We start from the raw sequence: 24,995 nt of genomic DNA, 5'->3' as shown, positions 1-24,995 counted from the left end.
AGTTTGCGCCGTTCGCGCCGATCGGTGCGGAGAAGACCTCGACCGGTTATGATGTGGCCTGGAAGGTCGCGGGTGCGGACCAGTACATCATCTGGGGCGTTGACTCTGGCGGCAACTTCCTCAGCAATCTCACCAGCGTCGAATCCGGCAGCAGCAACACGATCAAGTCGTTCGAGAGCGTATTCCACCAGGACCTCAACGGCGACGGTACGATTGGGAGTCCAGGCGCCGCCGCGACGACGGTGATCGAGTCCGCCGGCTCCACCAGCCTCACGCAGATTGGAAGCAACTTCTATTTCCTTCAGTCCGGCTCGGGGCCTGAGCTGATGCGTGGCGGCGCGGCCGTCGTCGCCAATCAGTTTGCGCCGTTCGCGCCGATTGGCGTCGAGAAGACCGCGACCGGCTATGATCTGGCCTGGAAAGCCACCGGTGCGGACCAGTACATCATCTGGAACGTCGACAGCAGCGGCAATTTCGTCGCCAACCTGACCGGGGTCGAATCCGGCAGCAGCAGCACGTTGAAATCCTACGAGTCGATCTTCCAGCAGGACCTGAATGGCGACGGCGTCATCAGTCCATCGGCGGCAAGTCCGGTGGCGTCGGTGGTTCAGCACGATCCCGGCAACACGTTCGCACTTCAACACGATACCAGCACGATCGGTGCGCAGCTTGCGGAGTTGCTCGCGCACGACTTCTTCATTCGATGACGCGGCTGCCCGCAGTCTTCGCCGGTGCGATCAGCCGGCGAGGCGGCCTCGCATGCGCGCCACGCCGAAGCCATCCTTGCCGTAAGCGTTGCCGTTGTAGAGCAGATAGCTGACATCGCCGTGCTGCAAGAGGCTGCCGTAGCAGACCATCTCGGAATCCCAGCCGGAGCGGCTCGTGGTCAGCAGCGGCTCGTCGGTCCGCTTCCAGGAAATGCCGTCGTCCGAGGTCGCGGTGTAGATGCGGTAGGTCTCGTTGAGGCGGCGTGCGCAGTAGATCATGACATAGCCATGGCCCTCGCGCATGACCACGGGCCGGGCGAGGGCATGCTCGCCCTCGAGATAGGGCAAGCAAAGCCGCTCGCTGGTCCGCCAACTGACGCCGTCGTCGCTGACGGCATGCTTGATCGTGTAATAGTGCACCGGCTTGGGGCCGCCGTCGGGATCATCGATCCATTGGGTACCGGACACGTACCACATCCGGAACACCCCGTTGTCCCTGAGCACCCACGGTGCGCCTGCCAGGTAAGGATCATGCGGATTGCGGCCAAGCACCGGCGCCTCGGAGATGCGCTCAAACGTCTCGCCGCCGTCTGAGGACTGCGCCAGCCCGACGAAGAAGTGGAAGGGGACCGTGCCTCCGAGCGTCCAGCCACCGTAATACATCATGAGGCGACCGTCATGCTCGACCATCGAGGCCGGGACCGCGCCGGAATCGTCGAACGCACCAAGCTTGCCCGGCGCGATCGACGGTCTTGGCGCAAAGCGCAGCAGCTTCAGCCCGTCGTCCGCCGCCTCGAACTCGGCCCAGGCGCCGTGCGAACGGTTGCGGTCGTCGCGGCTCGCGAAGTGAATCCTGTAGGTCGAGGGTGTGAGTTGTTGGGTGAACGGCCCGAGGCAATGAGTGCGTGCCCAATCCAGGCCGTTCGGCCGACAGAGCAGGCCCAGTGGCTCGACGGACGGCTCAGCTCTGCCGGTCATGGCGAACCAGCACGGTGAATTCGTAAGGCGGCCGGCCATGCGCAAGCGAGGCGCGGCGGCCGTAACGGGCGATGCATCGGTTCAGCATCTCGCCCGGATCGGCGTAGTAGAGCCGCGGCTCCCGCCGGTCGCGGTCGCTGAACGAGGTCAGGCAATTGAACGCGAATCCGCGATCCGCGATCGCGGCCATCAGATCGGTCGTGGCAAAGATATAGTCGAGCCAGACATCGTCGGGAATGTCGAAGCGGACGTTGAAGATGCCGCTGGCGACGCAGTAATCGGCGCGTCGTTGCGGCAGGACGCCGGCGTCGAGCCGCGCGAACTCCGCATCCGGATAGGTCTTGCCGGCCGCATCGACCATCTCCTGCGCAATATCATAGCCGGCATAGGTCAAGTCGAGCCCCGACTGGTGGATATAGCCGTACAGCGCGCCATAGCCGCAGCCGAGCTCGATCAGGCTCGCGCCCGCACCATCGGCAATCTTCAGCAGCGCGTCGAACCGAACTTCCTGGCTTTCCCGGTCGCGCCAATCCACCCCGCGCGGCGTAGGCCCGTGCTCGCGCAGCTTCCCGGCGTAATAGGCGGCGACCCGTTGATGGATCGAGCCCTGGCTCGTCGCGTTGTTGCCCTCAGATGTCATGGCGCAGCAGCTTCACGAACCGCTTGCTGTCGATCCCCATGGCAGGCGTGGGCTCGACCACGTGGACCGCGCCTTCTGCGGTGTCGGACGCGATCAGCGCATTGGCGCCAATGAAGGAGCGCGCGCCGAGCTTGATGCCGTGGGCCAGCGTGCAGTTGCTCGAGAGATAGCTGCCGGCGCCGACGTCGACGAAGCCGTTGACGACAACGTGCGAGCCGAAGAAACAATTGTCGCCGATGCGGCTGCCGTCGCCGATGTGACAACCGCTCCACATCACGACGTTGTCGCCGATCGCGCAGTCGTAATTGGTGGTCTGCCGTTCCAGGATGAAGCAGTTCTCTCCGACCGAGCCCTTGTTATAGACGTCGTTGGAGGAGTGCACATAGCTGAGGAAGCGATACCCCAGCGACTTCATCAGCGCATATTTCTCCGTGCGGACCTGGTTCATCCGGGCCGCACCCATCGGCACGAAAGCGAAGACCTGGTCGGGAGGAAACCGCTGCAGGACTTCCTCGACGGCGACCACGGGGGAACCAAGAAGGTCGCGGGCCTCGAGGAACTCGGCATCGACGGCGTAGCCGACGACCCGATGCGCCGTGTCGGCGTGAAAATATCGCGTGGCGGTCACCGCAGCCTGGCCGGCGCCGAAGATGACGATCTGCCTTGGCGTGTCGGACCGGCCTGCTGCGCTCATGACTGCACAACCTCGTCCCAACGTATGACGGCGCGGCCCTCGGCGGCAAAGCGCTCCGCGAATGATGCCTGCGTGACCGGATTGACCCCGAGCACGAGGCGGTCGGCCGCGTCTGCCGCAATTTCGCCGAGCGGTTTGACGGCCTTGTCCAGGCAGCGTCCACTAAAACGATCGACGACGCAACAATCGACGCGGCGCCAGTATTCCGGACAATAGCCTGCCAGGAACCAGGTCCATGAGCTCGAGCCGAAGTTGAAGGTTCGCGCGGCACCCTCGATCTGCGCGCAGAGCTTGCCATCGAGCGATCGCCATTGCTCGATATAGTCGCGGCGCGCGGTCAGGAGTTGCGGAAGCGTCAGCGCCGCGATGCCGGGCCGTCCCACGCCCGCGTGCGCGCGGCCACGCTTGGAGAACACGACGAGCTGCTTGTCGAGGACCGCGTTGTTGCCCGGATTGGGCAGCCAGGCGTGAACCACGTAGCCAGTCTTGTTCGCAAGCGCGACGAGATCCTCCGGCCGGAACGAGTGGTTGTGGTCGGTGCACAGCATCTCGCAGCTCGGGCGCGTCGCGTCCGGGCAGGTCAGCACAAGCAGGCTGTCGCTCGAGAGATAGCCGTGCAACGCGGTGAGGAATTCGATCGGCGATGAAACGTGCTGGAGCACGTTGTTGGCGTAGACGAGGTCGAAAGTTTGCTTCGACGTCGCCGCCTCGCCAATCTTGCCGCGGCCGACCTTGAAACCTTCCTTGCGCGCGCGTTCAGTGTTGATCGTGGAGGGCTCGATGCCCTCGATCTCCGCGTCGGGGAACTGTTCGAGCGTGGCGCGCATCATCCAGCCGGCGCCGCAGCCGACGTCGAGGATCGATTGCGGCCGGAAATTGCCGAGACCGGCGCGCATCCATTCAGCCATCACGCGGTAGCGCGGCGCGTCGTAGATCTCGGCGCCGGCGCGCAGGTAATAGTCGGCGTAGCGATTTTCGTAATAGTCGGAATTTCCGACGAAATCGGCATTGGCCCGTTGCAGCAATCCGCACGCCCCGCACTGCGCCTTCGCCAGCGGCTGCTTGAGCAAGACGCCGGCCGTCGTGATCGACCGGTTGGGAAGAGGATCGGGGATCGCCTGCCACTGGTCCGCGCCGCATACAGAACATTGCATGGCGTTCTTGATCATTGTCCCCGACTGTCCTGAAATCTGGTGTCTTTCGTCACCGCGTGCGCGCCGCGGTCGTTGGCCGCGTCCGCCGCATCCTTCTGGTGGACCTTGCGCACGATCGAATAGGGCCGGTTCTTGGTCTCGATGAATATCTTCGAGATGTAGATCCCAACGACGCCGACGCACAGGATCAGCAATCCACCGAGGAACCAGACCGAGATCATCACGGAAGTCCAGCCGGCGAGCACCTGGCCGAGGAACAGCTTGCGAAAGAGCAGGCTGAAGCCGACCACAGCGGACAGCATGCAGATGATGATGCCGAGATAGAAGATGCCGACGAGCGGAACCTCGCTGAACGAGGTGACGCTGTCGATCAGCATCCGCCAGCGGCGCCACAGACTATAGGTCGACGTCCCCTTCGAGAGCTTGGCCACGGGAACGCCGATCTGGCGGAAGCCTGTGATGATCCAGAGGCCGCCGATCACCGTTTGTCGCTCCTTGTGCATCAGCAGTGAATCGACATACTCCCGCCGCATCAGGCGGACGGTGATGTGATTGCGCGGGACCGGAAACGCGATTAGCAGCTTGAACAGCCAATACGCGATGTAGCCCGTCAGCCGCTCGCCGATGCCGCCCTTGCGATCCTCCTGATAGCCGTAGACGACGTCGGCTCCGCTGTCCTCGAGCTTGTCGAAGAAGGCCGCCAGCAGCTCGGGATCTTCCTCGAGGTCGCTGTCGATCAGGAAGCACAGTTCGCCGGTGGAATGGTCGAGCCCGGTCATCAGGGCCTTGTGATGGCCGAAATTGCGCGAGAGTTCGACGACGCGGACGCGATGATCCCGTTCGGAGATCTCTGTGGCGAGTGCGAGCGAATTGTCCGGCGAGCCGTCGTCCACCATGACGATCTCGTAGTCGTTCGTCAGCACCTCCGCGGCCGCTTTCGCCCGCCGATAGAACCGGTCGAGCGTCGGCGCCGACTTGTAGAGCGTGGTGACGATGGACAGTCTCATGAGATCATCTGGGTTGCGCCAGCAACGACTTCGTCGCCAGCCTGTCGACCTTGCCGTTGGCATTTCGCGGCAAATCCTCGAATTGAACCACCCGGGCCGGCTGCATGTAGGTGGGCAGCTTGTCGCGGCAGCAATTCAGAACCTCCTGCGAGGGGATAGCGCGATCGGCGACATAGGCAACCGCAATCTCCTCGCCATCCACGCCGCGGGAGACGACGGCGACGGCACGCCGCATCCCGGCGAGGCTTTGCACGGCGAGATCAATTTCCTCGAGTTCGATCCTGTGGCCGCGAATCTTCACCTGGTTGTCGACCCTGCCGTGGAACCAGAGCAGGCCGTTCTCGTCCTCGCGGACGCGATCGCCGGTCCGGTAGAACAGCGCGCGGTAATCGTCCTGCCGCGGGTCCTGACGGAATCGCGCCGCCGTTTCCTCCGGGTTGGCGTAGTAACCGAGCCCGACACAGGGACCGCCGATCCACAATTCCCCGGCTTCGCCGCTCGGAACCGGCTTCTGCTCGTCGTCGAGGATGGCGTGGGTGAAGTCGGGATGCATGCCGCCAAGCGGGGGAAATTCGCTGTCGGGTGCGGCGAGAATGTCGGCCGTGATCTCGATGCTCGAGCAGATGCAGCTCGTCTCGGTCGGGCCGTAGACATTGACGAGGCGCGCCTGTCCGGCGAAGCGGGCGTGAAAATCGCGCAGCTTGCCGATCGGATAACCTTCGCCGCCGAACTGGAGCGTGCGCAGGTCGGGCAGCGTGCGAGGTGTCAGCAGGCCGAGTTGGTCGAGGATCAGAAACAGCGTCGGCACCGCGAACATCACGCTCGCTTTGCCGTTGCGGATGATCTTGACCCAGCTTGCCGGATTCTTGACCTCCGACGTCTCGACCGGCACCAACGCGGCGCCGTTGAACAGGCCGCAATAGACGTCGAACACCGAATTGTCGAAATGCAGCGGATTGATGCTGGTGAAGCGTTGCCGCGGCGCGTTTCCCACGATGCTTCTCGACCACGCGACCAGGCTCAGCACGCCTTGATGCGGGATCACGGCGCCTTTCGGCTCGCCGGTCGAGCCCGAGGTAAACATCACATAGGCCGGATCCATCCCGGTGATGCGCGGTGTCGGGGCGTCGGTCGCGGCGATGTCGCCGAGCCAGCTGTCTTCGTGGTCGTCCGACAGTCGCAGTGTCGAGCCGAAAGCGTTTTCGGCATCGGACATGCTCAACAGCAGCCTGGGACGAAGCTTCGCCACCATGCGACGGGTGCGCTCCGCCGGATTTTTGGGATCAAGGAACACGTAAGGCGCGCCAAGACGCAGACACGCCAGCAAGAGTGCATAGGTGATGCGGCGTTTGGGAAGTTGCAACGCCACGACATCGCCTTTCGCGATGCCGCGCGCGACAAGAGCCGCCGCGCAACGTTCGGCAAGCTGCTTCAACTCGCCGAAGCTGGCGACGGATTCGCCGGCGACCAGCGCGGGGGCGGCCGGGTCGGCATGGGCGATCTCCGCGAATGCGCTCCACAGATCCGGCATTAGAGACGCAGGCCTCCGTCCAGCTTGACGATGGTGCCGTTGGCGAAAGCGTTGGTTGCGAGAAACTCGACGGCGTTGACGACGTCGTCGAACCGTCCGAGTCGGCCGACCGGAGTCTTCTGGATGTAATTCTGCAGGCGCTCCTCAGCGACGGCCTGCCGCGTCGTGGCGACGTCGATGAAGCCGAGCGCCACCGCGTTAACGCGCACACCGAGCGGACCGAGCTCGATCGCCATGGTGCGGGTCAGTCCCTCCACACCCGCCTTGGCGGCGCCATAGGCGGCCTGTCCGGCATTTCCCTCGCTCGCGATCGAGGAGAAATTGACGATGGCGCCGCCGCCGCGCCGTGCCATCCTGGCCGCGACCTGGGACGCGACGACGAAGGGCGCGGTGAGATTGGCGTCGATCACCTTGCGCCAGGAGTCCAGCGCGTGGGTGACGAGCTTGGCGCCTTTGAAGCTCAGCGTCGGCTCGTTCCAGATCAGCCCGACGGCGTTGACGAGCAGCGCGATGGAGGCACTTGTCGGAATGACGTCCGCGAGCACTGCGCGAACCTGATCCTCGTCGGTGAGGTCCAATGGCCGCGCCACCACCGACGGCGGTTGAGGCGAGGCGGCGAACGTCCGATCGAGCGCGAGCACCGGACGGCCGCTTGCGGCGAAATGCGTCACGAATTCGCACCCGACGGCGCCGCCGGCACCCGAGATCACCACCCAGCGGTCATCAGTCGGTGTCATGTGTCATGTGACCTTCAGAAGACGCTCGACATCGTGGACCGATCGAAGCCGCTCGATGTCGTCCTCGGACAGTTCCCTGCCGATGATCTCTTCCAGGCGAAGCACCAATCGGACGCCCTTCAGCGAATCCCAACCTTCGAGTTCTGCCAATGGCGTGTCGCCATGTGGGATCGAAATGCTGCTTCGCAGTACTTCCGCAATCAGCTCATTCGCCTGCATCATCGTCTCTTCGGGAACCGGCGCCGGTCGGGTAAATCGCCGTGGACTTGCAATATCTTATAGGGATCGCAGCATGGCCGCGAGGTTCGGTCCTTTTTCATACGGCAAGTGAGCGGGAGGCGCAAACGCGCGGTGACCGGAATCAACCCTAGGGATCTGTGCGACAAATGTGCACGAGCTTTGAACCGGTGTCACAGTTGCGGGACATAGTAGCAGGGTGCAGTTTCGTCCGTCCGGCGAGCCACGGCACCCCGGCCTGATTTACTTCTGAAATTTTGTTGTCTGCGTACCCATTCCATTTCGTCTCGATCGACGTCGACGGGCTGCAATCTCTGGAGGCGATTGCAAGGCGCGTCTATTCCGAAAGTAGAGAACTTTGAAATTGCCGGTCGCAGTTCCGGGAGCGACGATTACTGCATGCATTTCAGCAGGCTGGAAAGAAATTCCGGTCAACAAGGAGGGTTCATGATGCGCCATTTAGCTTTTCTCACACTAGCCATTGGTCTTTTCCTACCATTCCTTGCGTCCGCTCCGGCACACGCCCAGGCGACGCGGACCTGGGTGTCAGGCGTCGGCGACGATGCTAACCCGTGCAGCCGCACCGCGCCCTGCAAGACCTTCGCCGGTGCCATTTCGAAGACGGCCGCGGCGGGCGAGATCAACTGCATCGATCCCGGCGGTTTCGGCGCGGTCACGATCACGAAGTCCATCACGATCTCCTGCGAATCTGGCACGGCGGGTGTTCTGGTGTCCGGCACCAACGCCATCATCGTCAACGCCGGCGCGAACGACTTCATCTACCTGAAGGGACTGGATTTCGAGGGTCTCGGGACCGGCCTTTCCGGAATCAAGTTCATCGCCGGCGGCGGCCTCGTCGTCGATAGCTGCGTGATCCGCGGCTTCGGCAGCGCGAGCGGCCTCGGCATCGAGTTCGTGCCTACCGGCAACGCCTCGCTGATGGTCACCAACACTGTCGTGATCCATAACGGCGCCGCGAATGGCGGCGGTATCAAGGTCGCACCGGTCTCGCCGGCGCTTGCCCACGCGGTCCTGAGCCGCGTCACGATCGACCGCAACACCAATGGCGTCGCCGATTTGACCGGCGGCAACATCCAGATCTATGAATCGACGATCACCAACAGCACGCAGGTCGGCATCATCAATGCGGGCTCCGGCAACATCCGTGTCGGCCGTTCGGTCATCGCCAGCAACGCCGGTGGCTCGATCTCCGGCACCGTGCTCTCCTATGGCGACAACCAGGTCAACGACAACACGCCGGATACGGCTCCGACCGCAGTTCCGGGCGGGTACAAATAAGACTGCGACCAGCTAGGACGAGCGCTCCGGACGATGACCTCGTCCGGAGCGTTTTTCTGTCTGTGTCGCCGTTCAGGCGCTCCGATCGAGATAGCGTGCGGCCTCTCGCCCGGTGTTGAACAGCAGGTCGAGCGCGCTGACTTCGTGGACGAAGTCGCCGTGCAATTGCGTGTATTCGGGATAGCCGCGGTAGCTCATCCATTCCGTCGTCACGCCGGCGGCGCGGAACATGTCCTCGTCGAAATAGTCGCGTGCCGAAGGGCCGCTGAGATAGCGGTCGGCGCCCGCCGCGCGGGCGATGGCGAGCAGACGTTCGGTCTTGGCCCCTTGCGCCGGATAGGCGGTGTCGCGCGTCATCCGCGTCCTGATTCCGAGCAGGCCGGCGATACCGTGCAGGAAGATGGCGTTGATATCGGTCAGCCGCCGCTCGCGCTCGGCCTGTTCGTACCAGCCCTTCACCAATTCGGCGAAATCGTCGAAGAACGCGGCGCGGCGATAGGCGAGCGCGATCGCGCGCCAATGCTTCTCGGCCCAGGGCCCCGCGATCTCGACCTCGTCGATCGGCTGCTCGAAGCGGCCCTTGACCACGACGGGGATGGTCAGCCACGTCGGGCCGTTCGCCGTCTTGATCAGGTTGCGATTGTGCCAATGCCGCTTCACGTACTGGACGCGGTCGAAGATCACGTATTCGTCGCAGCTCCGGATCAGATCGAAGAAGCCCTTCCAGGGGATGTAGCAGGACTGGATGATGCAAATCCGCACAACGCGCGATCCTGTACCCGTGACGGCCGTGTCCGCGCATTCCGCGCGGTGGCCAAGAGAAGATGTCCAAGCAACCTTCGAAGAGATTCTCGCTCGTCTTATAGTCGGGCCTGCGCTGCGCCCAAAGCGTCAAATCGGCCGCTCGGCCGCGCTCTGGATTCTCGTGTAGCGGCAGACTAATCTGGCGCGCAGGCAGGGAAGGAACGGCATGACATCTTTCGGCAAATGCGATTCCGTGCGTCGGCGTCAGGCCGGCCTCATCCGACGGGCCGGGTGGGCCGTCGCTTTGGCCGTGCTCGTGCTGCTGCCGGCCATCCCCGCCCGCGCCCAATCGGTCCGCCAGGGCGTCTCCGCGTTCCAGCGCCAAGACTATGTGGTGGCCTCCCGGATCTTCATTCCGCTCGCCGAGCGCGGCAATGCGGCGGCGCAGACCTATCTCGGCTTCCTGTTCGAGACTGGCCGCGGCGTGCCGCAGAACTACACGGAAGCCGCGATGTGGTACCGCCGCGCGGCGGAGCAGGGCGACACCCGGGCCCAATATTCGCTGGGACTGCTCTACGACCGGGGCTTTGGCGTGCCGCAGGACATCGTCGAGGCCTCCAAATGGCTCAACCTGTCGACGGCCGCAGCGCCGCCGCAGGCGCGCGAGGCGCGGGTCCGGATCCGGGATGCCGTCACCACCAAGATGACGCGCGGAGAGATCGCCCAGGCCCGCCTGCGGGCCCTGGAATGGGCGCCGAGCCGGGAGCACTGAGGCACGTCGGCTCACGGGTACCGATCGTTTCGACAAAAAAGCCGAAAACAACCCCATGCACAGTAGGGGACGGCGGAAGGCGGATTGCGCCGCGACGAGGATTAGACCTGATCGCGTTTGGCCTTAGCCCGGCCAGCCGCCCAGCCAGTTCACATACCAGGTCTCTCCCAGCCAACCGATCCAGATCGCCGGGGCCAGGAAAAGCCCGAAGGGTAAAAAAGCGGTCCCGCGCAGCGGCTTTCTTTGCAGTGCGGCATTGGCGACATAGACGCCAATCGCGAGTAGCGCCGCCAGCTCGATCACCGCGGCGACGGTCGTCAGATCGAGCCAGGCGCCGCAGACCGCGGCGAGCTTGACGTCGCCGAGTCCGAGCCCGTCGCGGCCGCGCCAGCGCCGGTAGAGCGCCATCAGCAGCAGCAGCGGGAGCGCAACGGCCGCAGCGCGGGCCACGGGCCAGAGCAGCGCCTCGATGCCGATATCCGGAACGAACGCGGCGGCACGGAGCAGAGCGAGCGCGAATGCGGCCCCCGTCAACTCGTTGGGAATGAGGTAGTGGCGCGCATCATACGCTGCGATCGCGAACATCAGGGCGGCGAGAAACGCGCCGTACAGGCCTTCGGCGCCCGGCGCGGTGACGAGGCTCGCGAAGACGCCCAGCAGCAGGGCAACGCTAAATGCGAGCGCGGGGCCCGCTCCCTCGTTCACATGTTGTTCGGGCACGCTGCTAGCGTGCCGCCTTGGGCACGGTGACCACGGGATTGCTGGTGCCGACCAGACGGCTGTTCATCTTGCTGCGCATCTCCTCGGCGATGACATGCGCATCGACGCCGTCCTTGAGGACGGTCGGGCGGATGAACAGGATCAACTCGGTGCGGGCCCGGGAATTGGTCTGATGCGAGAAGGCGTCGCCCACGCCCGGAATGGAATCCAGGATCGGCAGGCCCTGGCGCTGCTTGTTCTCGGTCTCGCTGATCAGGCCGGCGAGCAGCACGGTCTGGCCGCTCGTCACAGCGATCGAGCTCTTGACCCGGCGCTGCGAGATCGTCGGCGTCAGTGAATTGGCACTGCCGGCGGCGATGTTCGAGATCTCCTGCTCGATGTCGAGCACGACATTGCCGTTGGCGTTGGCGCGCGGCAGCACGCGCAGGATGATGCCGGTGTTCTTGTAGTCGATGGTGTTGACCACGGTGTTGTTGGCGGTCAGCACCGTCGCGGTGCCCGTCGAGAACGGCACCTGGTCGCCGACCTGCAAGGTCGCCGGCTGGTTGTCCAGCACCACCAGCGACGGATTCGACAGCACCTTGACGTTGGTGATGCCGTGCAGCGCGTCGAGCACGACGCGCGGCGAATTCTCGGCGCCGATCAGGAAGTTGAAGCCGGGCAAGACGCGCCCAACCAGCGCGCCGGCCGCACTGTTGACGGCGTTGGACGCCGTTTCGACGGCACCGCTGCCAACTGTCGCGGCATTGCTGACGCCGGCGATGGTGTTGGAAATCGAGCCTTTCTGGCTCGCCAGGAAGAACTGCACGCCATAGTTCAACTGGTCATTCAGCGTCACCTCGGCGATCGTCGCCTCGATGGCGATCTGGCGCTGTGGCCGGTCGATCTGCCGGATGGTCTGCTCGACGATGCGCTGCGCTTCCTGATTGGCATAGACGAGCACGGCGTTGTTGGTGACGTCGGCCGTGACCCGGACGTTCTGGAGGATGCCGTTGAGGCCCGGCTTCGCTCCGCCGCCCGACAGTGCGCCGAGGCCCGTGTCTTGCGCAGGCGTCGCCGATGCGGCCGGTGCAGGGCGTGCACCGAATGCTGATCCCCCGGGTGCGGTGACTGGAGTAGAAGCGCCGGCGGCGGCGGTCGGCAGCGCGCTGAGCGAGGCTACCGGATTGTTCGACGTCGAGGTCGAGATCCCGGCGCCCGGCGAGATCTGGCTCGATGCGTTGTCGAGCGTCGAGCTGCTCGTCGCGCCCTGGCTGAACAGCATGTCGTTCAGCATCGCCACGATCAGCTTGGAACTGCCGTAGCGCAGCGGATAGGACTTCAGGTTCACCCCGTCGGTGTCGGAGCGATCGAGCCGCGCGATCCAGGTCTGCGCACGCTTGAGGTATTCCGGCTTCTGGCTGACCACGAGGATCGCGTTCTGTCGCGCGATCGGCTGGAGCTTGATCATGTTCTGGCTCATGCCGCCTTCACCGGAATCCATGATCTTCTCGATCTCGGTGATGACGGGCTCCGGCGCGGAATTACGCACCGGGAAGATGCCGACGGACTGTCCGCGCATCCAGTCGGCGTCGAAGGAAAGAATGGTGTCGACCGCGGTCGCACGATCGGTGCCGCTGCCGCTGACGATCAGCGTGTTGCGGGCGTTGTCGGAGCGCATGGTCGAGGCCTTCACGCCGAAGGCGTCGAGCAGCTTGAAGATGTTCTGCGCCGAGACATAGCGCAGCGGCACCACCGTGACGCCCTGGCCGGCCACTGCGTTCCCCGCGCGGTCGACGCCGCCGGGACCGGCTTCCGGTGCCGGCAGCAGGCGATAGCCGGTGCGGTCGCGCACCAATGCGACGCCGGACATGCGCAGCGCGTTTTCAAGCACGAACAGCGCGTCCGCCTTGGGGACCGGTCGCACCGAGGCCAGCGTCACGGTTCCCTGCACCCGCGGGTCGATCGTGTAGCCGACGTTCAATACGTCACCAAGAATGACCTTTGCGACGGTGGCGACCGGTGCGTTCTCGAAATTGAGGTCGTAGCCGCTGCCGCCGGTATCGTCGCGCTCGGCAAGCGCACCGCCTTGCGGCGTTGCACCATCGCTCAGATAGATCGCGGGCTTGGACGATCTCGCCTGCGCGACGCCGCCCGATCCGGTATCCGCGGGTTGCCGTGGCTGGAGATCGAGGGAGCGGATCTTGTCGGCGATGTCCTGGGCGCGCGGATCATTGGGATCGGATTCCACCGACTGGTCGGCGGTGACGATGCAGGCGCCGAGCAGGAAGGCAGACGACAACAGGATAAGCGTTCCAGACAACGCTGAGCGGAGTCGCAAAAGCGGCTGCCTGATCAAAATACGCCTGCCAACGCTAGAAGTGATTGGAAATTGCATCCGATCCCCCCTCGGTTCGGACGCGCAATAGTTTGCGCCACGATTATGTTTTTGCTAAGAAATAAGTCAAGGGCAAAGGGCCCTCCGTGCCCCGTCGAGTTGTTGCATTCGGGTAACAAGGTCAACGCTGTGAATGCGATGCGCGACCGCTCCGCAGATAGCTTCCGGCAGCACCTCCTGGAAAAATACTCACTGCCGCCGCGGGCGCACGCCCATGTGGACAAGTCCGGCAATCCCGCGCTGACGCGCCCCTTGCGCGAATTGTGGGAGGCCACCGATCTTTCCGCGGCTGAATTCGCCGATGAAGTCTCCGACTATTTTGCGCTGCCGCGCCTGAGCCTTCCGCAATTGCTCGCGGCCACGCCCCGACTCGACGGCTTTTCGCGCCGCTTCCTGCGTGAATCCACCATCTTTCCCTTCAGCGCGACCAATGACGGTTTCCGGCTGGCGGTCGCCGATCCCGCCGACACGGCGGCCATTCGCGCCGCCGAAATCGTGTTCGGAATGCCGGTCGATGTCGTCGTGGCGTCATATGAGGACATTACGACGGTCCTCGATCAACGGGCCGAGGCCGACGACGCAAATGCCGATCGAAGCGGCGGACGCGTTGCGCAGCAATCCGACGACGACATCGAGAGTCTGCGCGATCTCGCCAGCGGTGCGCCGGTGGTGCGCGCGCTCAACGATCTCCTGGAGCGCGCCGTGGACTTGCGCGCGAGTGACATCCATGTCGAGCCGTTCCGCGCAGGACTTGCCGTGCGCATGCGCGTCGATGGCCTGTTGCGCGCGCTGCCGTCGCCGCACGGTATCCCGCCGCAGGCGCTGATCTCGCGCATCAAGATTCTCGCCAGCCTCAACATTGCGGAACGGCGCCTCCCGCAGGACGGCGCCGCACGCGTGCGCGTCGGGCGCAGCGAGATCGACGTTCGCGTCGCGACCATGCCGACGCAGCACGGCGAAAGCGCCGTCATCCGCCTGTTGCCGCGCGACCGCGGCCTGCTGGAGATGAGCAAGCTTGGTCTGCTTGCGCGCGATGAGAGCGTGATGACGCGGCTGCTGGCGATGCCGCACGGCATGATCGTCGTCACCGGACCGACCGGCAGCGGCAAGACCACGACGCTTGCGACCATGCTGTCGATCCTCAACGAGCCCACGCGAAAAATCCTCACCATCGAGGACCCCGTCGAATACGAGATCCCCGGCATCAACCAGTCACAGGTCAAGCCGTCGATCGGGCTGACCTTTGCATCCGCGATGCGCGCCTTCGTGCGTCAGGACCCCGATGTGATCATGGTCGGCGAGGTTCGCGACGCCGAGACCGCCCATATTGCGATCCATGCCGCGCTGACCGGCCATCTCGTGCTGACGACGCTGCACACCGAGACGGCGGCGGCCGCGATGCCGCGCCTGATCGATCTCGGCATCGAGGGCTTCCTGCTGAAGTCCACGCTGCGTGCTGTGGTCGCACAGCGCCTGGTGCGCATGCTTTGCGACCGCTGCAAGGTGCCGCACGTGCTGAGCGAGGCCGATCTCGCCAAGGACCCGCGTTTTGCCATCATCGGTTTCAAGTGCGGCGAGGTCGTGCACCAGGCCGGTGGCTGCGAACGCTGCGGCGGTACCGGCTATCGCGGCCGCAACGGCGTGTTCGAGATCCTGGAAATGACCGACGAGGTGCGGGCGCTGGTCGGACCGCAGACGGATTCCCACAGCATCGATGCCGCCGCGATGCGGGGCGGCATGACCACGATGCTGGAGGACGCGGTGGCCAAATGCCGGGCCGGCCTCACCACCGTGCCCGAAGTCTTCCGTGTCACGACTGTGCGCTGACGCCCATGCCGAACTATCGCTACCGCGCGCTCAACGCCAACGGCGAACTGGTCTCCGGCGCCATCGCCGCGCCGGCGCCGGGCGATGTTGCGCAGCGGATCGAGCGGCTCGGGCTCGTCCTGGTGGACAACGTCACGCCGGAAGAGGGCGGCGCCTCCGGCCGCGTGGTCGGCCTCTTCAACAGGCCGAAGCCGGAAGACGTCACCATCTTCACCCGCGACCTCGCGCTGTTGCTGCGCGCCGGTGCGCGCATCAATGACGGGTTGGAGCTGCTCGCGGCCGATCCCGATTTCGGCCGGCTGCGCCCGGTGGTGGCCGACATCCGGTCGCGGGTCGTCTCGGGCGACAGCTTTGCCGAAGCGCTGGCGCGGCACGAAGGGCTGTTTCCGCCGATGTATATCGCGCTGGTGCGGGTCGGCGAGGCCTCGGGCTCGCTCGATCAGGTGCTGGAGGTGCTGGCCGGCGAGCGTGCGCGCAGCGAGGCGTTGCGACGCCGGCTGTCGGATGCGATCCGCTATCCGCTGTTCGTGCTCGGCGCGGCCGGCTGCGTGCTGCTGTTCTTCCTCACTTTCGTGCTGCCGCAGTTCGCATCCGTGTTGCAGGATTTCGGCGCCAAGGTCGATCCGGTCGTCGGTGTCTTCCTCAACATCTCGACCTTCCTGCGCGGCAATTCCGATGCGGTGCTGGCTGGGCTTGCGGCCATTATCGCCGCGACATGGCTGCTGCTGCGGCAGGAGCGTATCCGTCGCGGCATCAGCAATGCGATTACGCGGCTGCCGGCGATCCGCAACATCATGAGCGCGTACCGCACCGCGCTGTTCTGCCGCAATCTCGGCCTGCTGCTCGGCAGCGGCGTCAATCTCACCACCACGCTGCGCATCCTGGTCGACATGATGGCAACGACCGGGCCGTCCGCGGTCTGGAGCGATGCCGCCGACCGTGTCCGCCATGGCTCGAAGCTCTCCGACGCGCTGGCCGAAACCGCGGCGCTGCCGGCGATGGCGGTGCGCATGCTCCGGCTCGGTGACGAGACCGGGCAATTGCCGATGCTGTCGGGGCGCGTCGCCGAATTCTACGAGACCAAATTGCAGCGCACGCTGGATCGCGCCGTCGGCATTGCGGGGCCGGCGGCGATCATCGCGATCTCGCTGGTCGTCGGCGGCCTGATCACCTCGGTGATGACGGCGCTGATGTCGGTGAGCCAGATTGTCGGTTAAGGCAAGAAACGGACAAGGAATGGGCAGGGAACGAGAGAGGCTTGAAGTGATCAAACATCCATCCGCCCGGCGCGGCCGGCGGCGCAGAGGCCGAGGGGAGGCGGGCTTCACCCTCGTCGAGATGCTGGTCGTCATCACCATCATCGGCATGATCATGGCCCTGGTCGGTCCGCGGGTGCTGAACTATCTCAGCGAGTCCAAGGCGAAGGCGGCCAAGATCCAGATCGAGAGCTTCTCCAGCGCGCTCGATCTCTATTATCTCGATCTCGGGCGCTATCCGACCTCGAACGAAGGCCTCCCTGCGCTGACACGCAACACCAATCAAGCCGGCTGGAACGGGCCGTATTTGCGCGGCGGTCTGGTGCCAAACGACCCCTGGGGCCACGTCTATGTCTATCGCTCGCCGGGTGCGAGCGCGCCCTATGACATCATCTCGCTCGGATCGGACGGGCAGGAAGGCGGCAGTGGAACGGCAGCCGACATTGTCAGCGGCACGCGCTGAGCACGTCCGCGATGCGCGCGGCTTCGCGCTGATCGAGATCCTGTGCGTGCTCGCGATCATCGGCCTGCTCGCGGCGATCATCCTGCCGGCGATCCCGCGCTCGACGACGCGTGCCAAGCTGGAAAGCTATGCCGTCGAGACCGCGGCGTTGCTGAAGGCCGACCGCAATTCGGCGCTGCGCCGGCAAGTGAGGGTGGCGACACAGGTGGATGCGGACGCGCGTGCGATCCGCTCCGGCGTCACCGGGCGGACCATCCGCCTGCCGGGCGACGTGGTCGTGCAGGCGACGCTGGCCACGCGCTGCGCCGATCGTGCGGTGGGCCGCTCGATCGACTTCTTTCCGTCGGGCATGTCGTGCGGGGGGACGATCGCGCTGGCGCGGCCCGGCATGGGCTATGAGGTGCGCGTCAACTGGCTGACCGGAGGCGTCGAGATTGTCCCGCAGAAGCTGCTCTGACGCCGCCGGCTTCACCCTGATCGAGGCGCTGGTCGCGCTCGCGATCATCGCGGTCGTGCTCGGGGCGATCGGCTCGGTCATTGCCACGACGACCAGGGGCACACGCGCGATCGATCAGCGTCTGGCGCTATCAGGCACCGCCGAGACGCTGCTCGCGGACCTGCCGGCGCGGGGGCTGCTCAAACCCGGCCGGCAGAGCGGCGAGCTCGCCGGCAGTCGCTGGCGCGTCGACGTCACGCCGATGAACGTGGCGGGCGGCAATCCCGACACCGACCGCTTCGTGCCGATGGCCGTCAATCTGCGCCTCCAGCGCGCCGACGGAGCTGCGATCCAGATCACGACGGTGAAGCTGGTGCCGAGGGCTTTGCAATGAAGGCCCTGACCATGAAGCGCTTGCGTCATGCGCTCGCCGATGAGGCAGGCTTCACCCTGCTCGAAGTGCTGCTCGCAACGCTCTTGATGACCGTCATCCTGGGGGCGCTGGCGACGGTGACGGCGCAATGGCTGCCGAACTGGAATCGCGGCATTGCCCGCGTGCAGCGCGCCGAGCGTCTGGCAACCGGCATCGACCGCATCGTCGCCGACCTGTCGGTCGCCGAGCAGATCACCGTCAATGGCGATGCCAAGGCGCCGCTGTTCGACGGCGCCGAATTGTCGGTGACCTTCCTGCGCACGGCACTCGGCCCGAGCGCGCGTCCGGGCCTCGAATTCATCCGCCTGATCGAGAAGGCCGATGCGCAGGGGCTCGCGCTGGTGCGCGAGCGTGCGCCGTTCCAGCCGATGCCGTCGGACGGGCAGATCCGTTTCGTCGACCAGGTCGTGCTGATCCGCGCGCCGTTCCGCGTCAGCTTCGCCTATGCCGGGCCGGACGGTCAGTGGCTGCCGACCTGGCACGGCCAGACGCAGCTACCGGACCGCATCCGCGTCACCCTGCGCAACAGCGCTACCGGGCAGGTGCTGGCAGTCTCGGGTGCGGTGGTCCCGCACATCACGGCGCCGGCCGAATGCGCGCGGGCCAAGAACCCGACGACCTGCGTGGCGGCGCGCGGCCGTCCGCAACAGGCCGAGAAAAAAGAGGAGCAGCAGCTGTGAGCGGCGCGCGGCCCGACCATGCGAGCCTTCGCGACGACCGGGGCTTCATCGTCGTCGTGGTGCTGTGGATGCTGGCGGCGCTCGCCGCGCTCGCGCTGATCTACCTGAGCTATGTCACCAACACCGCGATCACGGTGGCCGTCAACGCCGACCGGTTGCAGGCCGATGCGCTGGTGAACGCCGGCCTCGAACTGGCGGCCTACCGCTTGACGGCGCAGAGCGAGGCCACGCGTCCGACCAGCGGCACCTTCAATGCGCGGGTCGGAGCAGGCCGGGTGAGCGTCACCTTCCGCTCGGAGGCCGCGCGCGTCGATCTCAACTCGGCGCCGAAGCCGATGCTGGCGGGCCTGATGACCGCGCTCGGCGTCTCCGCGACGGATGCGCCTGTTTATGCCGATCGCATCCTGGCCTGGCGCTCGTCGACGGAGCCGGGGCTGGAGAATCCGGAGGATTCCTATTACCGCACGCTCGGCGCCTCCTATCTGCCGCGCCATGCGCCGTTTCCGCACAGCGACGAGCTTTGGCTGGTGCGCGGCATTCCGCCCGCGGTGGTGGAACGTGTGCTGCCCTTCGTCACCGTCTTCAGCAACATGACGACGGTCAACGTTCTGGACGCCGCGCCCCAGGTGGTGGCGGCGTTGCCCGGCATGACGCCGGAGACGCTGCAACAGGTGCTGCGCGACCGCACGGACCCCAATATCGACCCGCGATCGCTGGTCGGACTCGCCGGCAGCACCAATGCGACGGCCGAGGGCGCGAAGGCCTACCGGATGACGGTCGCTGTCGAGGCCCCGTCGCACCGGCTGAGCTCGGCCGAGATCGTCATCCTGCTTCTCGAAAGCGGCGATGAGCCCTATCGTGTATTGTCGTGGCACAACGCCTTCGACGGCTCCGCCGGAAAGCCTCTGTGAGATGAGTTCGCTCAATTCCCTTCGCGGCATTGTCGATGCCTGGACCGGCACCGTCGCCGGCACGATCGTTGCCGCACTGGAGCGGATAGTCGCGCCGCGCGTGGTGCGGCTGGTCGAGGGCGAGGCCGGTGCGTTCGCGCTCGAGGCAGCGAAGTTGGATAACGGGCCGAAGCAGCTCTCGTTCGAGGGCGACAGGTTCGAGGGCGTCAATCTTGCGCAGATCGCCCGCGGCAGCCGCGTCGAGATCGTGCTGCGGCCGGCGCGTTTCCTGTTCCGTCCGCTGGAGCTGCCGGCCCGCGCGGCTGATTTCATCGAGGGCATCGTGCGGGCGCAGATCGACCGGCTGACGCCGTGGAGCGCGGCTGAGGCGGTGTTCGGGTGCAGCCCGCCGGTGGCGCTTGGCAGCGAGAGCATCACCACGGAGATCGCGGCAGCGCCGCGCAGGCTGGCGATGACCTATGTCGAGGCGGTGTCCCCGTTCCATCCGTCCGCGATTGCGATCGTGACGGAGGTGGGCGGTGGCGGGCGCATCAAGGTGTTCGAGCAGAAGTCGCGCGGCGCGATCGACCCGGTGCGGCTGAGCCGGATGCTGCAGGTGGTGCTGGCGCTTGCCGCGGTCGTCGCGGTCGTCGGGTCGGTCGCCGCAAGTTACCTCGCCGACAGCCTCAGTGCGCAGGAGGGCGAGCTCGAACGGCAGATCACCCAGCGCCGCGCCGCGCTGCGCGGCAGCGATGGCAGCGAGCGCTCGCCGCTCGCGCTGCTCGAGCGGCGCAAATACGAGACGCCGGCGAGCGTGATCGTGCTGGAATCGCTGAGCCGGCTATTGCCTGATCACACCTATGTCACCGAGATGCATCTGGCCGGCAACAAGATCCAGATCGGCGGCATCACCCGCGATGCGCCCGGGCTGATCCCGCTGATCGAGCAGTCCCAGCATTTCACCCGCGCAACCTTCTATGCGCCGACGACGCGCAGCTCCACCGATCCCGGCGAGCGCTTCCACATCGAGGCGCAGATCGAACCGAGGAATGCGCCATGAACAGCGCCATGAGCAGCACCAAGGTCGCGGGCGGAAACGCCGTGACGCGGGCGCTGACCGGCTCGCCGCTGATCGCGGTCACGCTGTATCTCGCCATTGCCGGCGGGCTGTTGCTGATGGCTGGCCTGTCGATCGCCGACGTCATCGCGCACCGCCAGGCGCTGGCGCAGACCTCAGACCTGCTCGACCAGCTGCGTGGCCGCAAGGGCGGCGCCAAGAATGCCGCGGCAGTCATGGCCGAACATCCGGGTACGCCGTTCCTGGAAGGGCCGACCGTGACGGTTGCGGGCGCCAACCTGCTGCAGCGGGTTGCTGCCGCCGTCGGCAATGTCGGCGGCTCGGTGCAGTCCTCGCAGGTCGACGTGACAGGCGCGCAAACCAAGGACGGCTTCGTCGGCCTCGTCGTGAGCTGCGAGCTGGAGCAGCCCGCGCTCCAGAAGTTGCTGTACGATCTCGAAGCCGGCATGCCGTTCCTGTTCGTCGACCAGCTCGACGTCCAGGTGCCGCAAACCACCGCGCTGGGCGATGCCCCCACCGGCCGCGTCAGAGTGATTTTGGGTGTCTCCGGCCAGTGGCAGGCGGGGAAGTAGGGCCGCTAGCTTTTGTTTAGACGCGTTTTCTTTACGCGAACCGGTATCCACTTCGCTCGAAAACGCTCTAGCTCAGCTCACCAAGTATACTTGAACACGCCCTTGCCGGAATAGCTGGTGACGTTGCCGGAGAACTCGCCGTCAAAGGTGCCGGCGACCGAGAAGCCGCTCAGCCATTTCATCTCGGCGCTGGCGCTGACCAGCGCGGAGTCGGCGTCGACCCTGGCGCCGTTCACGACGAAGCTGGTGCCCGGCAGGGTCTGGAACAGCGCGGTGACGGCGCGGCCCGTATTGTAGTCGTGCGCCCAGGCGGCACGGCCGCGCAAGGTCAGCACGCCGTTCTGCATTCCATAGGATTTGTCGGTGCGCAGGCCGAGCTCGGAGCGGGTGTCGGTCAGCGACTGCGAGGTATAGTTCAGCGCGAACAGGCCACCGCCATTGAGGCTGACTTCGGAATAATTCGGCAGGTTGAAATTGGTCACCTGCGCCGCCGCGTAGGGCGTGATGCCGACCATCGGAGTCGCGAAGCGATAGCCGCCTTCGAAGCGGGCCGAGAAGGTGTCGGCCTTGAAGCGGCCCTGGAGCTGGTCGAAGCCGCCGGGCGCGACAGTGCGGTTGGTGGTGACGTCGTGCCAGCCATAGGCGAGCGCGGCCGAGATGTAGGCCGGGCCGAAATTGTGCCGGCCATAGGCGCCGGCCTGGAACATATCGGCCGAGCCCGAGCCCATCGCATTGGCGAGCGAGTAGTTCAGGCCGCCGCCGCCGAGCGCGAAGCCGACCAGCGTGTCCACCGAAAGCCTGTAGTCGGCGCCCGCGGCGCCGCCCCAGACCCGCGCGGTCAGGTCTTGCGAGCCGACCACCGCATTGCCGCCGACCTGCGCCGAGCCGCCATAGCCGGCCGACCAGACGCTCCAGCGATTGGCCGGCTGCATCGACAGCAACTGCGGCGCCTTGGTCGCCATCGCATAGGCCTCGCGCTCGCGCGCATTGGCCGGACGCATGGTGGCGTAGGCGGCCGCATCATCGCTCTCGGCGAATTGCGCGACGCTGCCCGCCTTGGCGAAGCCGCCGCTGCGGCCCACGATCGTCGGGTCGAGCATCAAATTGAGGAACTGGCCGTCGGCATTGATCGCGGACTGGATGATGCCGGTGCCGAGTTCGCCCGAGGCGGTGGTCAACCCCGCCGGCGTCAGTGCGGCGAAGGCTGCGGGAATGCCACCGGTGGTGTTGAAGAAGTTGGTCAGCGTGTTCGCGACGTTCTGCTGGTTGGTGCTGAGACCGCCGCCGGATGGAGTGAGGTTGACGTTGATGTTGAGGAAGACGTTGTTGGGGTCGTAGCTCAGCGTCGCGTTGATCGTCGGCATGTTGGAGACGACGGTCGGATTGAAGCTGGTGCCGCCGAGGCCGCCGGTCGCTGACAGGATCTTGTACTGCTTCTGGACCGTACCCGAGATGAAGTTCGCACTCACCGTTGCGTTGCCGAGCGTGGCTGCGCCAAGGACGTTGGCAAGGCTGGCGTTGGTCGAGGAGACCTGGACGAGATAGGTCGAGGCCGCGGTGAAGCTGAGCGGGCCGTTCACGATCAGCGGTCCGAACGGGCTCGCCGTGCTGCCCGGCGCCAGCGTGCCGCCGGTGACAGCGACGCTGCCGACCGCGCCGGAGCCTGCGAGCGTGCCGCCGGCATTGACGATGCTCGCGCTGGCGATCGAACCGTCCACCACGAGCGTGCCGCCATTGACGGTGGTGATGCCGGTATAGGTGTTGACGCCGGACAGCGTCTGGGTGCCGCCGGCCATCGTCAGTCCGCCGCCGGCGCCGCCGTCGTCGATCACGCCGGCGAAGGTGCTGCTGGCGTTGGTGATCGTGAGGAAGTTGGTGCCGAGATTGACCGCACCCGCGCCCGACAGCGACTTGATCGAGGTGCCGCCATTGGTCAGATTCGAAATGTCGAACACGCCGTTGGCGATGACGTTGCTGGATGTCGCAATGCTGCCGTGACTTCCGCCGGACGAGGCGAGATCGAGCTCGCCGGTCGCATCGATGGTCGTCGTGCCCGTATAGGTGTTGGTGCCGAGGAGGACCTGAAAGGCACCGCCGGCAATGGCGAGGCTGCCGCCGCTGCCGCCGGCAATGCCGCCATCCTGGATTACGCCGCCGAAGGTGCTGCCGGACGAGATCGTCAGCGTCTTCGATCCGAGCGCGACGATGCCCCAGCCCACGGGCGAGGCCAGGCCGCGGATCGACGTGCCCGAGTTCGTCTGCGAAATATCCAGCGTGCCGGTCGGACCCAGGAGGCTCACGGCGGCCGAACTTGCAATCGAGCCGTTGCCCTTCAGCGCCAGCGTGGCACCGGCGTCGATCTGGGTGACGTTGCTGTAGGTGTTCACGCCCGAGAGCGTCTGGGTGCCGGCGCCGACTTCGAATCCGCCCGTGCCCTGGATCACGCCGGCGAATTCGGTCGAGCCGTTGAAGATGAACAGCCCCTTGCTGCCCATGTTGACGACGCCGCTCGAATTGCCGGCAAGTGTCGTGATGGCGTTGAACGAGAAGGAGGACGCCGAGATGTCGAGCGTCGCATTCACAGTGACGAGGCTGGAGCTCGAGATGTCGCCGAATCCCGACAGCGCCAGCGTTCCGGCCGAGACCGTCGTCGCGCCTGTGTAGCTGTTGAGGTTGGTCAGCGTCAGCGTACCGGTGCCGACCTTGGTCAGGCCGCCGCCGGTGCCGGAGATCACGCCGTCGACCTGGGTCGAGGTGTTGAGGCTGCCGGTGGTGAGCGTGTTGGCACCGAGCACGTAATTGCCCGCGCCTTCGATCGAACCCGCGGTCGTGCCGCCGTTGGTCAGGCCGGAAATATCGACAGTGCCGCCGGCATTGGTGATGAAGCGCGCGCTGCCGCCGGTGCTGGTGCCGGTGAAGCTCGTGGTGCCGCCGTTCTCGGTGGTGATAGTGGAACTGCCGGCGGTGGCGGAGTTGCCGAAGGTCAGCGAGCCGCTGTTGGAGATCGTCGAGGTGCTCGCCGTCGACGTGTTGTTGAACGTCATGAAGCCGGCGGCGGCGTTGGTGATGTTGGCGCCGTTTGCCGAGGTCGCGTCGTTGAAGTTCATCACGACGTTGTTGGTGATCGTCGCGGTTCCGGCATTGGCGGTGTCGTTGAATTCGATGTCGCCGTTGTTGGTGATGTGCGCCGTGCCCGCAGTGCTCGTATTGGTGAAGGCCATCGCGCCGCCGCTGACGCTGTACGTCACGAAATTGCTGCCGCCGCTCGCGCTGCTGGAGTTCGTGAACACCATGCTGGAGCCGACGTTGAACGTCTGAACGTTGGTCGAATTGTTCGAGATGCCGGCGCCGCTCACCACGAAGATGTCGTTGGTGTTGACGGTGTAGGCCTGCGCATTGGGAGCGGACGTGAACACCACGGCGCCGACGTTGACGAGACCGTTGCTGTCGACCGTAGTAGCGCCGGTGTTGGTGAAGGTCGCGGTGCCATCAGGCACGGTCGGAGTCGGGCTCCAGTTCGTTCCGTCCGTCCACTCGGTGGACGTTGCACCGGTCCAGGTGCTGTCCACGGCATCCGCGGCGACGACGCCGAGCGCGGTGGTCGCGAGCAGGGTTGCCAGCGCGTGACGGAATACGGACCGCATCCGGTATTCGATCCCTTCACGCCCGATCGTCGGTCCGGCCATCGTTGCTCTCAAATCAGAAAAAGAAATCGGCATAAACATGCAACGCGGCGTGCGGCGCAGCTCCGCGCCCTGTCATA

The 24,995-nt window shown here is 65.5% G+C and carries 23 protein-coding genes and 1 pseudogene; 12 read left to right on the top strand and 12 right to left on the bottom strand.

Going from position 1 to position 24,995, the window contains the following annotated elements:
• Positions 1-707: pseudogene (locus IVB29_RS22860) on the top strand (hypothetical protein); the annotation flags it as partial.
• A 30-nt stretch (positions 708-737) separates the two neighbouring features.
• On the opposite strand, the gene IVB29_RS22855 reads toward IVB29_RS22860, so the two are convergent.
• Genes IVB29_RS22855 through IVB29_RS22820 form a run of 8 tightly spaced genes read right to left on the bottom strand, consistent with a single transcriptional unit; the run spans position 738 to position 7,670 of the window.
• Complete coding sequence (locus IVB29_RS22855; protein WP_247505657.1) at positions 738-1,685, bottom strand: hypothetical protein; 948 nt, start codon at positions 1,683-1,685, stop codon at positions 738-740.
• Positions 1,669-2,325 (bottom strand): class I SAM-dependent methyltransferase, encoded by a 657-nt coding sequence (locus IVB29_RS22850; RefSeq protein WP_247505656.1) that lies wholly within the window; start codon positions 2,323-2,325, stop codon positions 1,669-1,671. The genes IVB29_RS22855 and IVB29_RS22850 overlap by 17 nt, the downstream gene beginning before the upstream one ends.
• The gene (locus IVB29_RS22845) at positions 2,315-3,019 is read right to left on the bottom strand and encodes an acetyltransferase (protein ID WP_247505655.1); all 705 of its coding nucleotides are present in this window, start codon (positions 3,017-3,019) and stop codon (positions 2,315-2,317) included. Before IVB29_RS22845 ends, IVB29_RS22850 begins: the two co-directional genes overlap by 11 nt.
• Positions 3,016-4,188 (bottom strand): class I SAM-dependent methyltransferase, encoded by a 1,173-nt coding sequence (locus IVB29_RS22840; RefSeq protein WP_247505654.1) that lies wholly within the window; start codon positions 4,186-4,188, stop codon positions 3,016-3,018. Before IVB29_RS22840 ends, IVB29_RS22845 begins: the two co-directional genes overlap by 4 nt.
• Positions 4,185-5,180 carry a glycosyltransferase family 2 protein gene (locus tag IVB29_RS22835; protein ID WP_247505653.1) on the bottom strand — a complete coding sequence of 332 codons (996 nt, stop codon included), beginning with the start codon at positions 5,178-5,180 and terminating at the stop codon, positions 4,185-4,187. Before IVB29_RS22835 ends, IVB29_RS22840 begins: the two co-directional genes overlap by 4 nt.
• 4 nt (positions 5,181-5,184) lie before the next feature.
• Positions 5,185-6,711, bottom strand: coding sequence for an amino acid adenylation domain-containing protein (locus tag IVB29_RS22830; protein WP_247505652.1), 1,527 nt, complete (start codon positions 6,709-6,711; stop codon positions 5,185-5,187).
• Complete coding sequence (locus IVB29_RS22825; protein ID WP_247505651.1) at positions 6,711-7,448, bottom strand: SDR family oxidoreductase; 738 nt, start codon at positions 7,446-7,448, stop codon at positions 6,711-6,713. Before IVB29_RS22825 ends, IVB29_RS22830 begins: the two co-directional genes overlap by 1 nt.
• A 3-nt stretch (positions 7,449-7,451) precedes the next feature.
• Positions 7,452-7,670, bottom strand: a complete 219-nt coding sequence (locus IVB29_RS22820; RefSeq protein WP_247505650.1) for an acyl carrier protein — start codon at positions 7,668-7,670, stop codon at positions 7,452-7,454.
• Positions 7,671-8,132: 462 nt separating this feature from the next.
• On the opposite strand from IVB29_RS22820, the gene IVB29_RS22815 reads away from it, so the two are divergent.
• The gene (locus tag IVB29_RS22815) at positions 8,133-8,984 is read left to right on the top strand and encodes a right-handed parallel beta-helix repeat-containing protein (RefSeq protein ID WP_247505649.1); all 852 of its coding nucleotides are present in this window, start codon (positions 8,133-8,135) and stop codon (positions 8,982-8,984) included.
• Positions 8,985-9,056: 72 nt separating this feature from the next.
• Here IVB29_RS22815 and IVB29_RS22810 read toward each other — a convergent pair whose 3' ends face one another.
• Positions 9,057-9,746: a WbqC family protein gene (locus IVB29_RS22810; protein ID WP_247505648.1), complete on the bottom strand. Its 690-nt coding sequence runs from the start codon at positions 9,744-9,746 to the stop codon at positions 9,057-9,059.
• 208 nt (positions 9,747-9,954) lie between these two features.
• On the opposite strand from IVB29_RS22810, the gene IVB29_RS22805 reads away from it, so the two are divergent.
• Entirely contained in the window at positions 9,955-10,500 is a 546-nt protein-coding gene (locus IVB29_RS22805; RefSeq protein ID WP_247505647.1) for a tetratricopeptide repeat protein, read from the top strand.
• Between the two features lie 123 nt (positions 10,501-10,623).
• Here IVB29_RS22805 and IVB29_RS22800 read toward each other — a convergent pair whose 3' ends face one another.
• Both IVB29_RS22800 and gspD read right to left on the bottom strand, forming a co-directional pair.
• On the bottom strand, positions 10,624-11,220 hold the full coding sequence (locus IVB29_RS22800; RefSeq protein ID WP_247505646.1) for an A24 family peptidase: 597 nt from the start codon (positions 11,218-11,220) through the stop codon (positions 10,624-10,626).
• A gap of 4 nt (positions 11,221-11,224) precedes the next feature.
• Positions 11,225-13,597, bottom strand: coding sequence for a type II secretion system secretin GspD (gspD, locus tag IVB29_RS22795; protein WP_247505645.1), 2,373 nt, complete (start codon positions 13,595-13,597; stop codon positions 11,225-11,227).
• 129 nt (positions 13,598-13,726) lie between these two features.
• On the opposite strand from gspD, the gene IVB29_RS22790 reads away from it, so the two are divergent.
• The 9 genes from IVB29_RS22790 to gspM are packed head-to-tail and all read left to right on the top strand — an operon-like array spanning position 13,727 to position 21,232.
• Positions 13,727-15,424 carry an ATPase, T2SS/T4P/T4SS family gene (locus tag IVB29_RS22790; protein WP_247505644.1) on the top strand — a complete coding sequence of 566 codons (1,698 nt, stop codon included), beginning with the start codon at positions 13,727-13,729 and terminating at the stop codon, positions 15,422-15,424.
• 5 nt (positions 15,425-15,429) lie between these two features.
• The gene (locus IVB29_RS22785) at positions 15,430-16,641 is read left to right on the top strand and encodes a type II secretion system F family protein (protein WP_247505643.1); all 1,212 of its coding nucleotides are present in this window, start codon (positions 15,430-15,432) and stop codon (positions 16,639-16,641) included.
• Between the two features lie 46 nt (positions 16,642-16,687).
• Positions 16,688-17,143 carry a type II secretion system major pseudopilin GspG gene (gene gspG, locus IVB29_RS22780; RefSeq protein ID WP_247505642.1) on the top strand — a complete coding sequence of 152 codons (456 nt, stop codon included), beginning with the start codon at positions 16,688-16,690 and terminating at the stop codon, positions 17,141-17,143.
• Positions 17,106-17,600 carry a prepilin-type N-terminal cleavage/methylation domain-containing protein gene (locus tag IVB29_RS22775; protein WP_247505641.1) on the top strand — a complete coding sequence of 165 codons (495 nt, stop codon included), beginning with the start codon at positions 17,106-17,108 and terminating at the stop codon, positions 17,598-17,600. The genes gspG and IVB29_RS22775 overlap by 38 nt, the downstream gene beginning before the upstream one ends.
• Positions 17,578-17,973, top strand: a complete 396-nt coding sequence (locus IVB29_RS22770; protein WP_247505640.1) for a prepilin-type N-terminal cleavage/methylation domain-containing protein — start codon at positions 17,578-17,580, stop codon at positions 17,971-17,973. The genes IVB29_RS22775 and IVB29_RS22770 overlap by 23 nt, the downstream gene beginning before the upstream one ends.
• Entirely contained in the window at positions 17,970-18,692 is a 723-nt protein-coding gene (locus IVB29_RS22765; protein WP_247505639.1) for a general secretion pathway protein GspJ, read from the top strand. Before IVB29_RS22770 ends, IVB29_RS22765 begins: the two co-directional genes overlap by 4 nt.
• Positions 18,689-19,603: a type II secretion system protein GspK gene (locus IVB29_RS22760; protein ID WP_247505638.1), complete on the top strand. Its 915-nt coding sequence runs from the start codon at positions 18,689-18,691 to the stop codon at positions 19,601-19,603. The genes IVB29_RS22765 and IVB29_RS22760 overlap by 4 nt, the downstream gene beginning before the upstream one ends.
• 1 nt (position 19,604) lies before the next feature.
• A complete protein-coding gene (locus IVB29_RS22755; RefSeq protein ID WP_247505637.1) occupies positions 19,605-20,642 on the top strand; it encodes a PilN domain-containing protein in 1,038 nt (345 codons plus the stop codon).
• Positions 20,639-21,232, top strand: a complete 594-nt coding sequence (gspM, locus tag IVB29_RS22750) for a type II secretion system protein GspM (RefSeq protein WP_247505636.1) — start codon at positions 20,639-20,641, stop codon at positions 21,230-21,232. Before IVB29_RS22755 ends, gspM begins: the two co-directional genes overlap by 4 nt.
• Before the next feature lie 77 nt (positions 21,233-21,309).
• On the opposite strand, the gene IVB29_RS22745 is transcribed toward gspM, so the two are convergent.
• Entirely contained in the window at positions 21,310-24,918 is a 3,609-nt protein-coding gene (locus IVB29_RS22745) for an autotransporter domain-containing protein (protein WP_247505635.1), read from the bottom strand.
• Positions 24,919-24,995: the final 77 nt, after the last annotated feature.

The sequence above is a fragment of the Bradyrhizobium sp. 1 genome, assembly GCF_023073315.1.
In the GTDB taxonomy this organism is placed as follows: domain Bacteria; phylum Pseudomonadota; class Alphaproteobacteria; order Rhizobiales; family Xanthobacteraceae; genus Bradyrhizobium.
This window is presented reverse-complemented; position numbering and strand designations above follow the sequence as displayed.

Bases quoted from the DNA above. Each gene is read 5' to 3' on its own strand.
- IVB29_RS22855 (WP_247505657.1), bottom strand. From the start codon at position 1,685: ATGACCGGCAGAGCTGAGCCGTCCGTCGAGCCACTGGGCCTGCTCTGT.
- IVB29_RS22850 (WP_247505656.1), bottom strand. From the start codon at position 2,325: ATGACATCTGAGGGCAACAACGCGACGAGCCAGGGCTCGATCCATCAA.
- IVB29_RS22845 (WP_247505655.1), bottom strand. From the start codon at position 3,019: ATGAGCGCAGCAGGCCGGTCCGACACGCCAAGGCAGATCGTCATCTTC.
- IVB29_RS22840 (WP_247505654.1), bottom strand. From the start codon at position 4,188: ATGATCAAGAACGCCATGCAATGTTCTGTATGCGGCGCGGACCAGTGG.
- IVB29_RS22835 (WP_247505653.1), bottom strand. From the start codon at position 5,180: ATGAGACTGTCCATCGTCACCACGCTCTACAAGTCGGCGCCGACGCTC.
- IVB29_RS22830 (WP_247505652.1), bottom strand. From the start codon at position 6,711: ATGCCGGATCTGTGGAGCGCATTCGCGGAGATCGCCCATGCCGACCCG.
- IVB29_RS22825 (WP_247505651.1), bottom strand. From the start codon at position 7,448: ATGACACCGACTGATGACCGCTGGGTGGTGATCTCGGGTGCCGGCGGC.
- IVB29_RS22820 (WP_247505650.1), bottom strand. From the start codon at position 7,670: ATGATGCAGGCGAATGAGCTGATTGCGGAAGTACTGCGAAGCAGCATT.
- IVB29_RS22815 (WP_247505649.1), top strand. From the start codon at position 8,133: ATGATGCGCCATTTAGCTTTTCTCACACTAGCCATTGGTCTTTTCCTA.
- IVB29_RS22805 (WP_247505647.1), top strand. From the start codon at position 9,955: ATGACATCTTTCGGCAAATGCGATTCCGTGCGTCGGCGTCAGGCCGGC.
- gspD (WP_247505645.1), bottom strand. From the start codon at position 13,597: ATGCAATTTCCAATCACTTCTAGCGTTGGCAGGCGTATTTTGATCAGG.
- IVB29_RS22785 (WP_247505643.1), top strand. From the start codon at position 15,430: ATGCCGAACTATCGCTACCGCGCGCTCAACGCCAACGGCGAACTGGTC.
- IVB29_RS22765 (WP_247505639.1), top strand. From the start codon at position 17,970: ATGAAGGCCCTGACCATGAAGCGCTTGCGTCATGCGCTCGCCGATGAG.
- IVB29_RS22755 (WP_247505637.1), top strand. From the start codon at position 19,605: ATGAGTTCGCTCAATTCCCTTCGCGGCATTGTCGATGCCTGGACCGGC.
- gspM (WP_247505636.1), top strand. From the start codon at position 20,639: ATGAACAGCGCCATGAGCAGCACCAAGGTCGCGGGCGGAAACGCCGTG.
- IVB29_RS22745 (WP_247505635.1), bottom strand. From the start codon at position 24,918: ATGGCCGGACCGACGATCGGGCGTGAAGGGATCGAATACCGGATGCGG.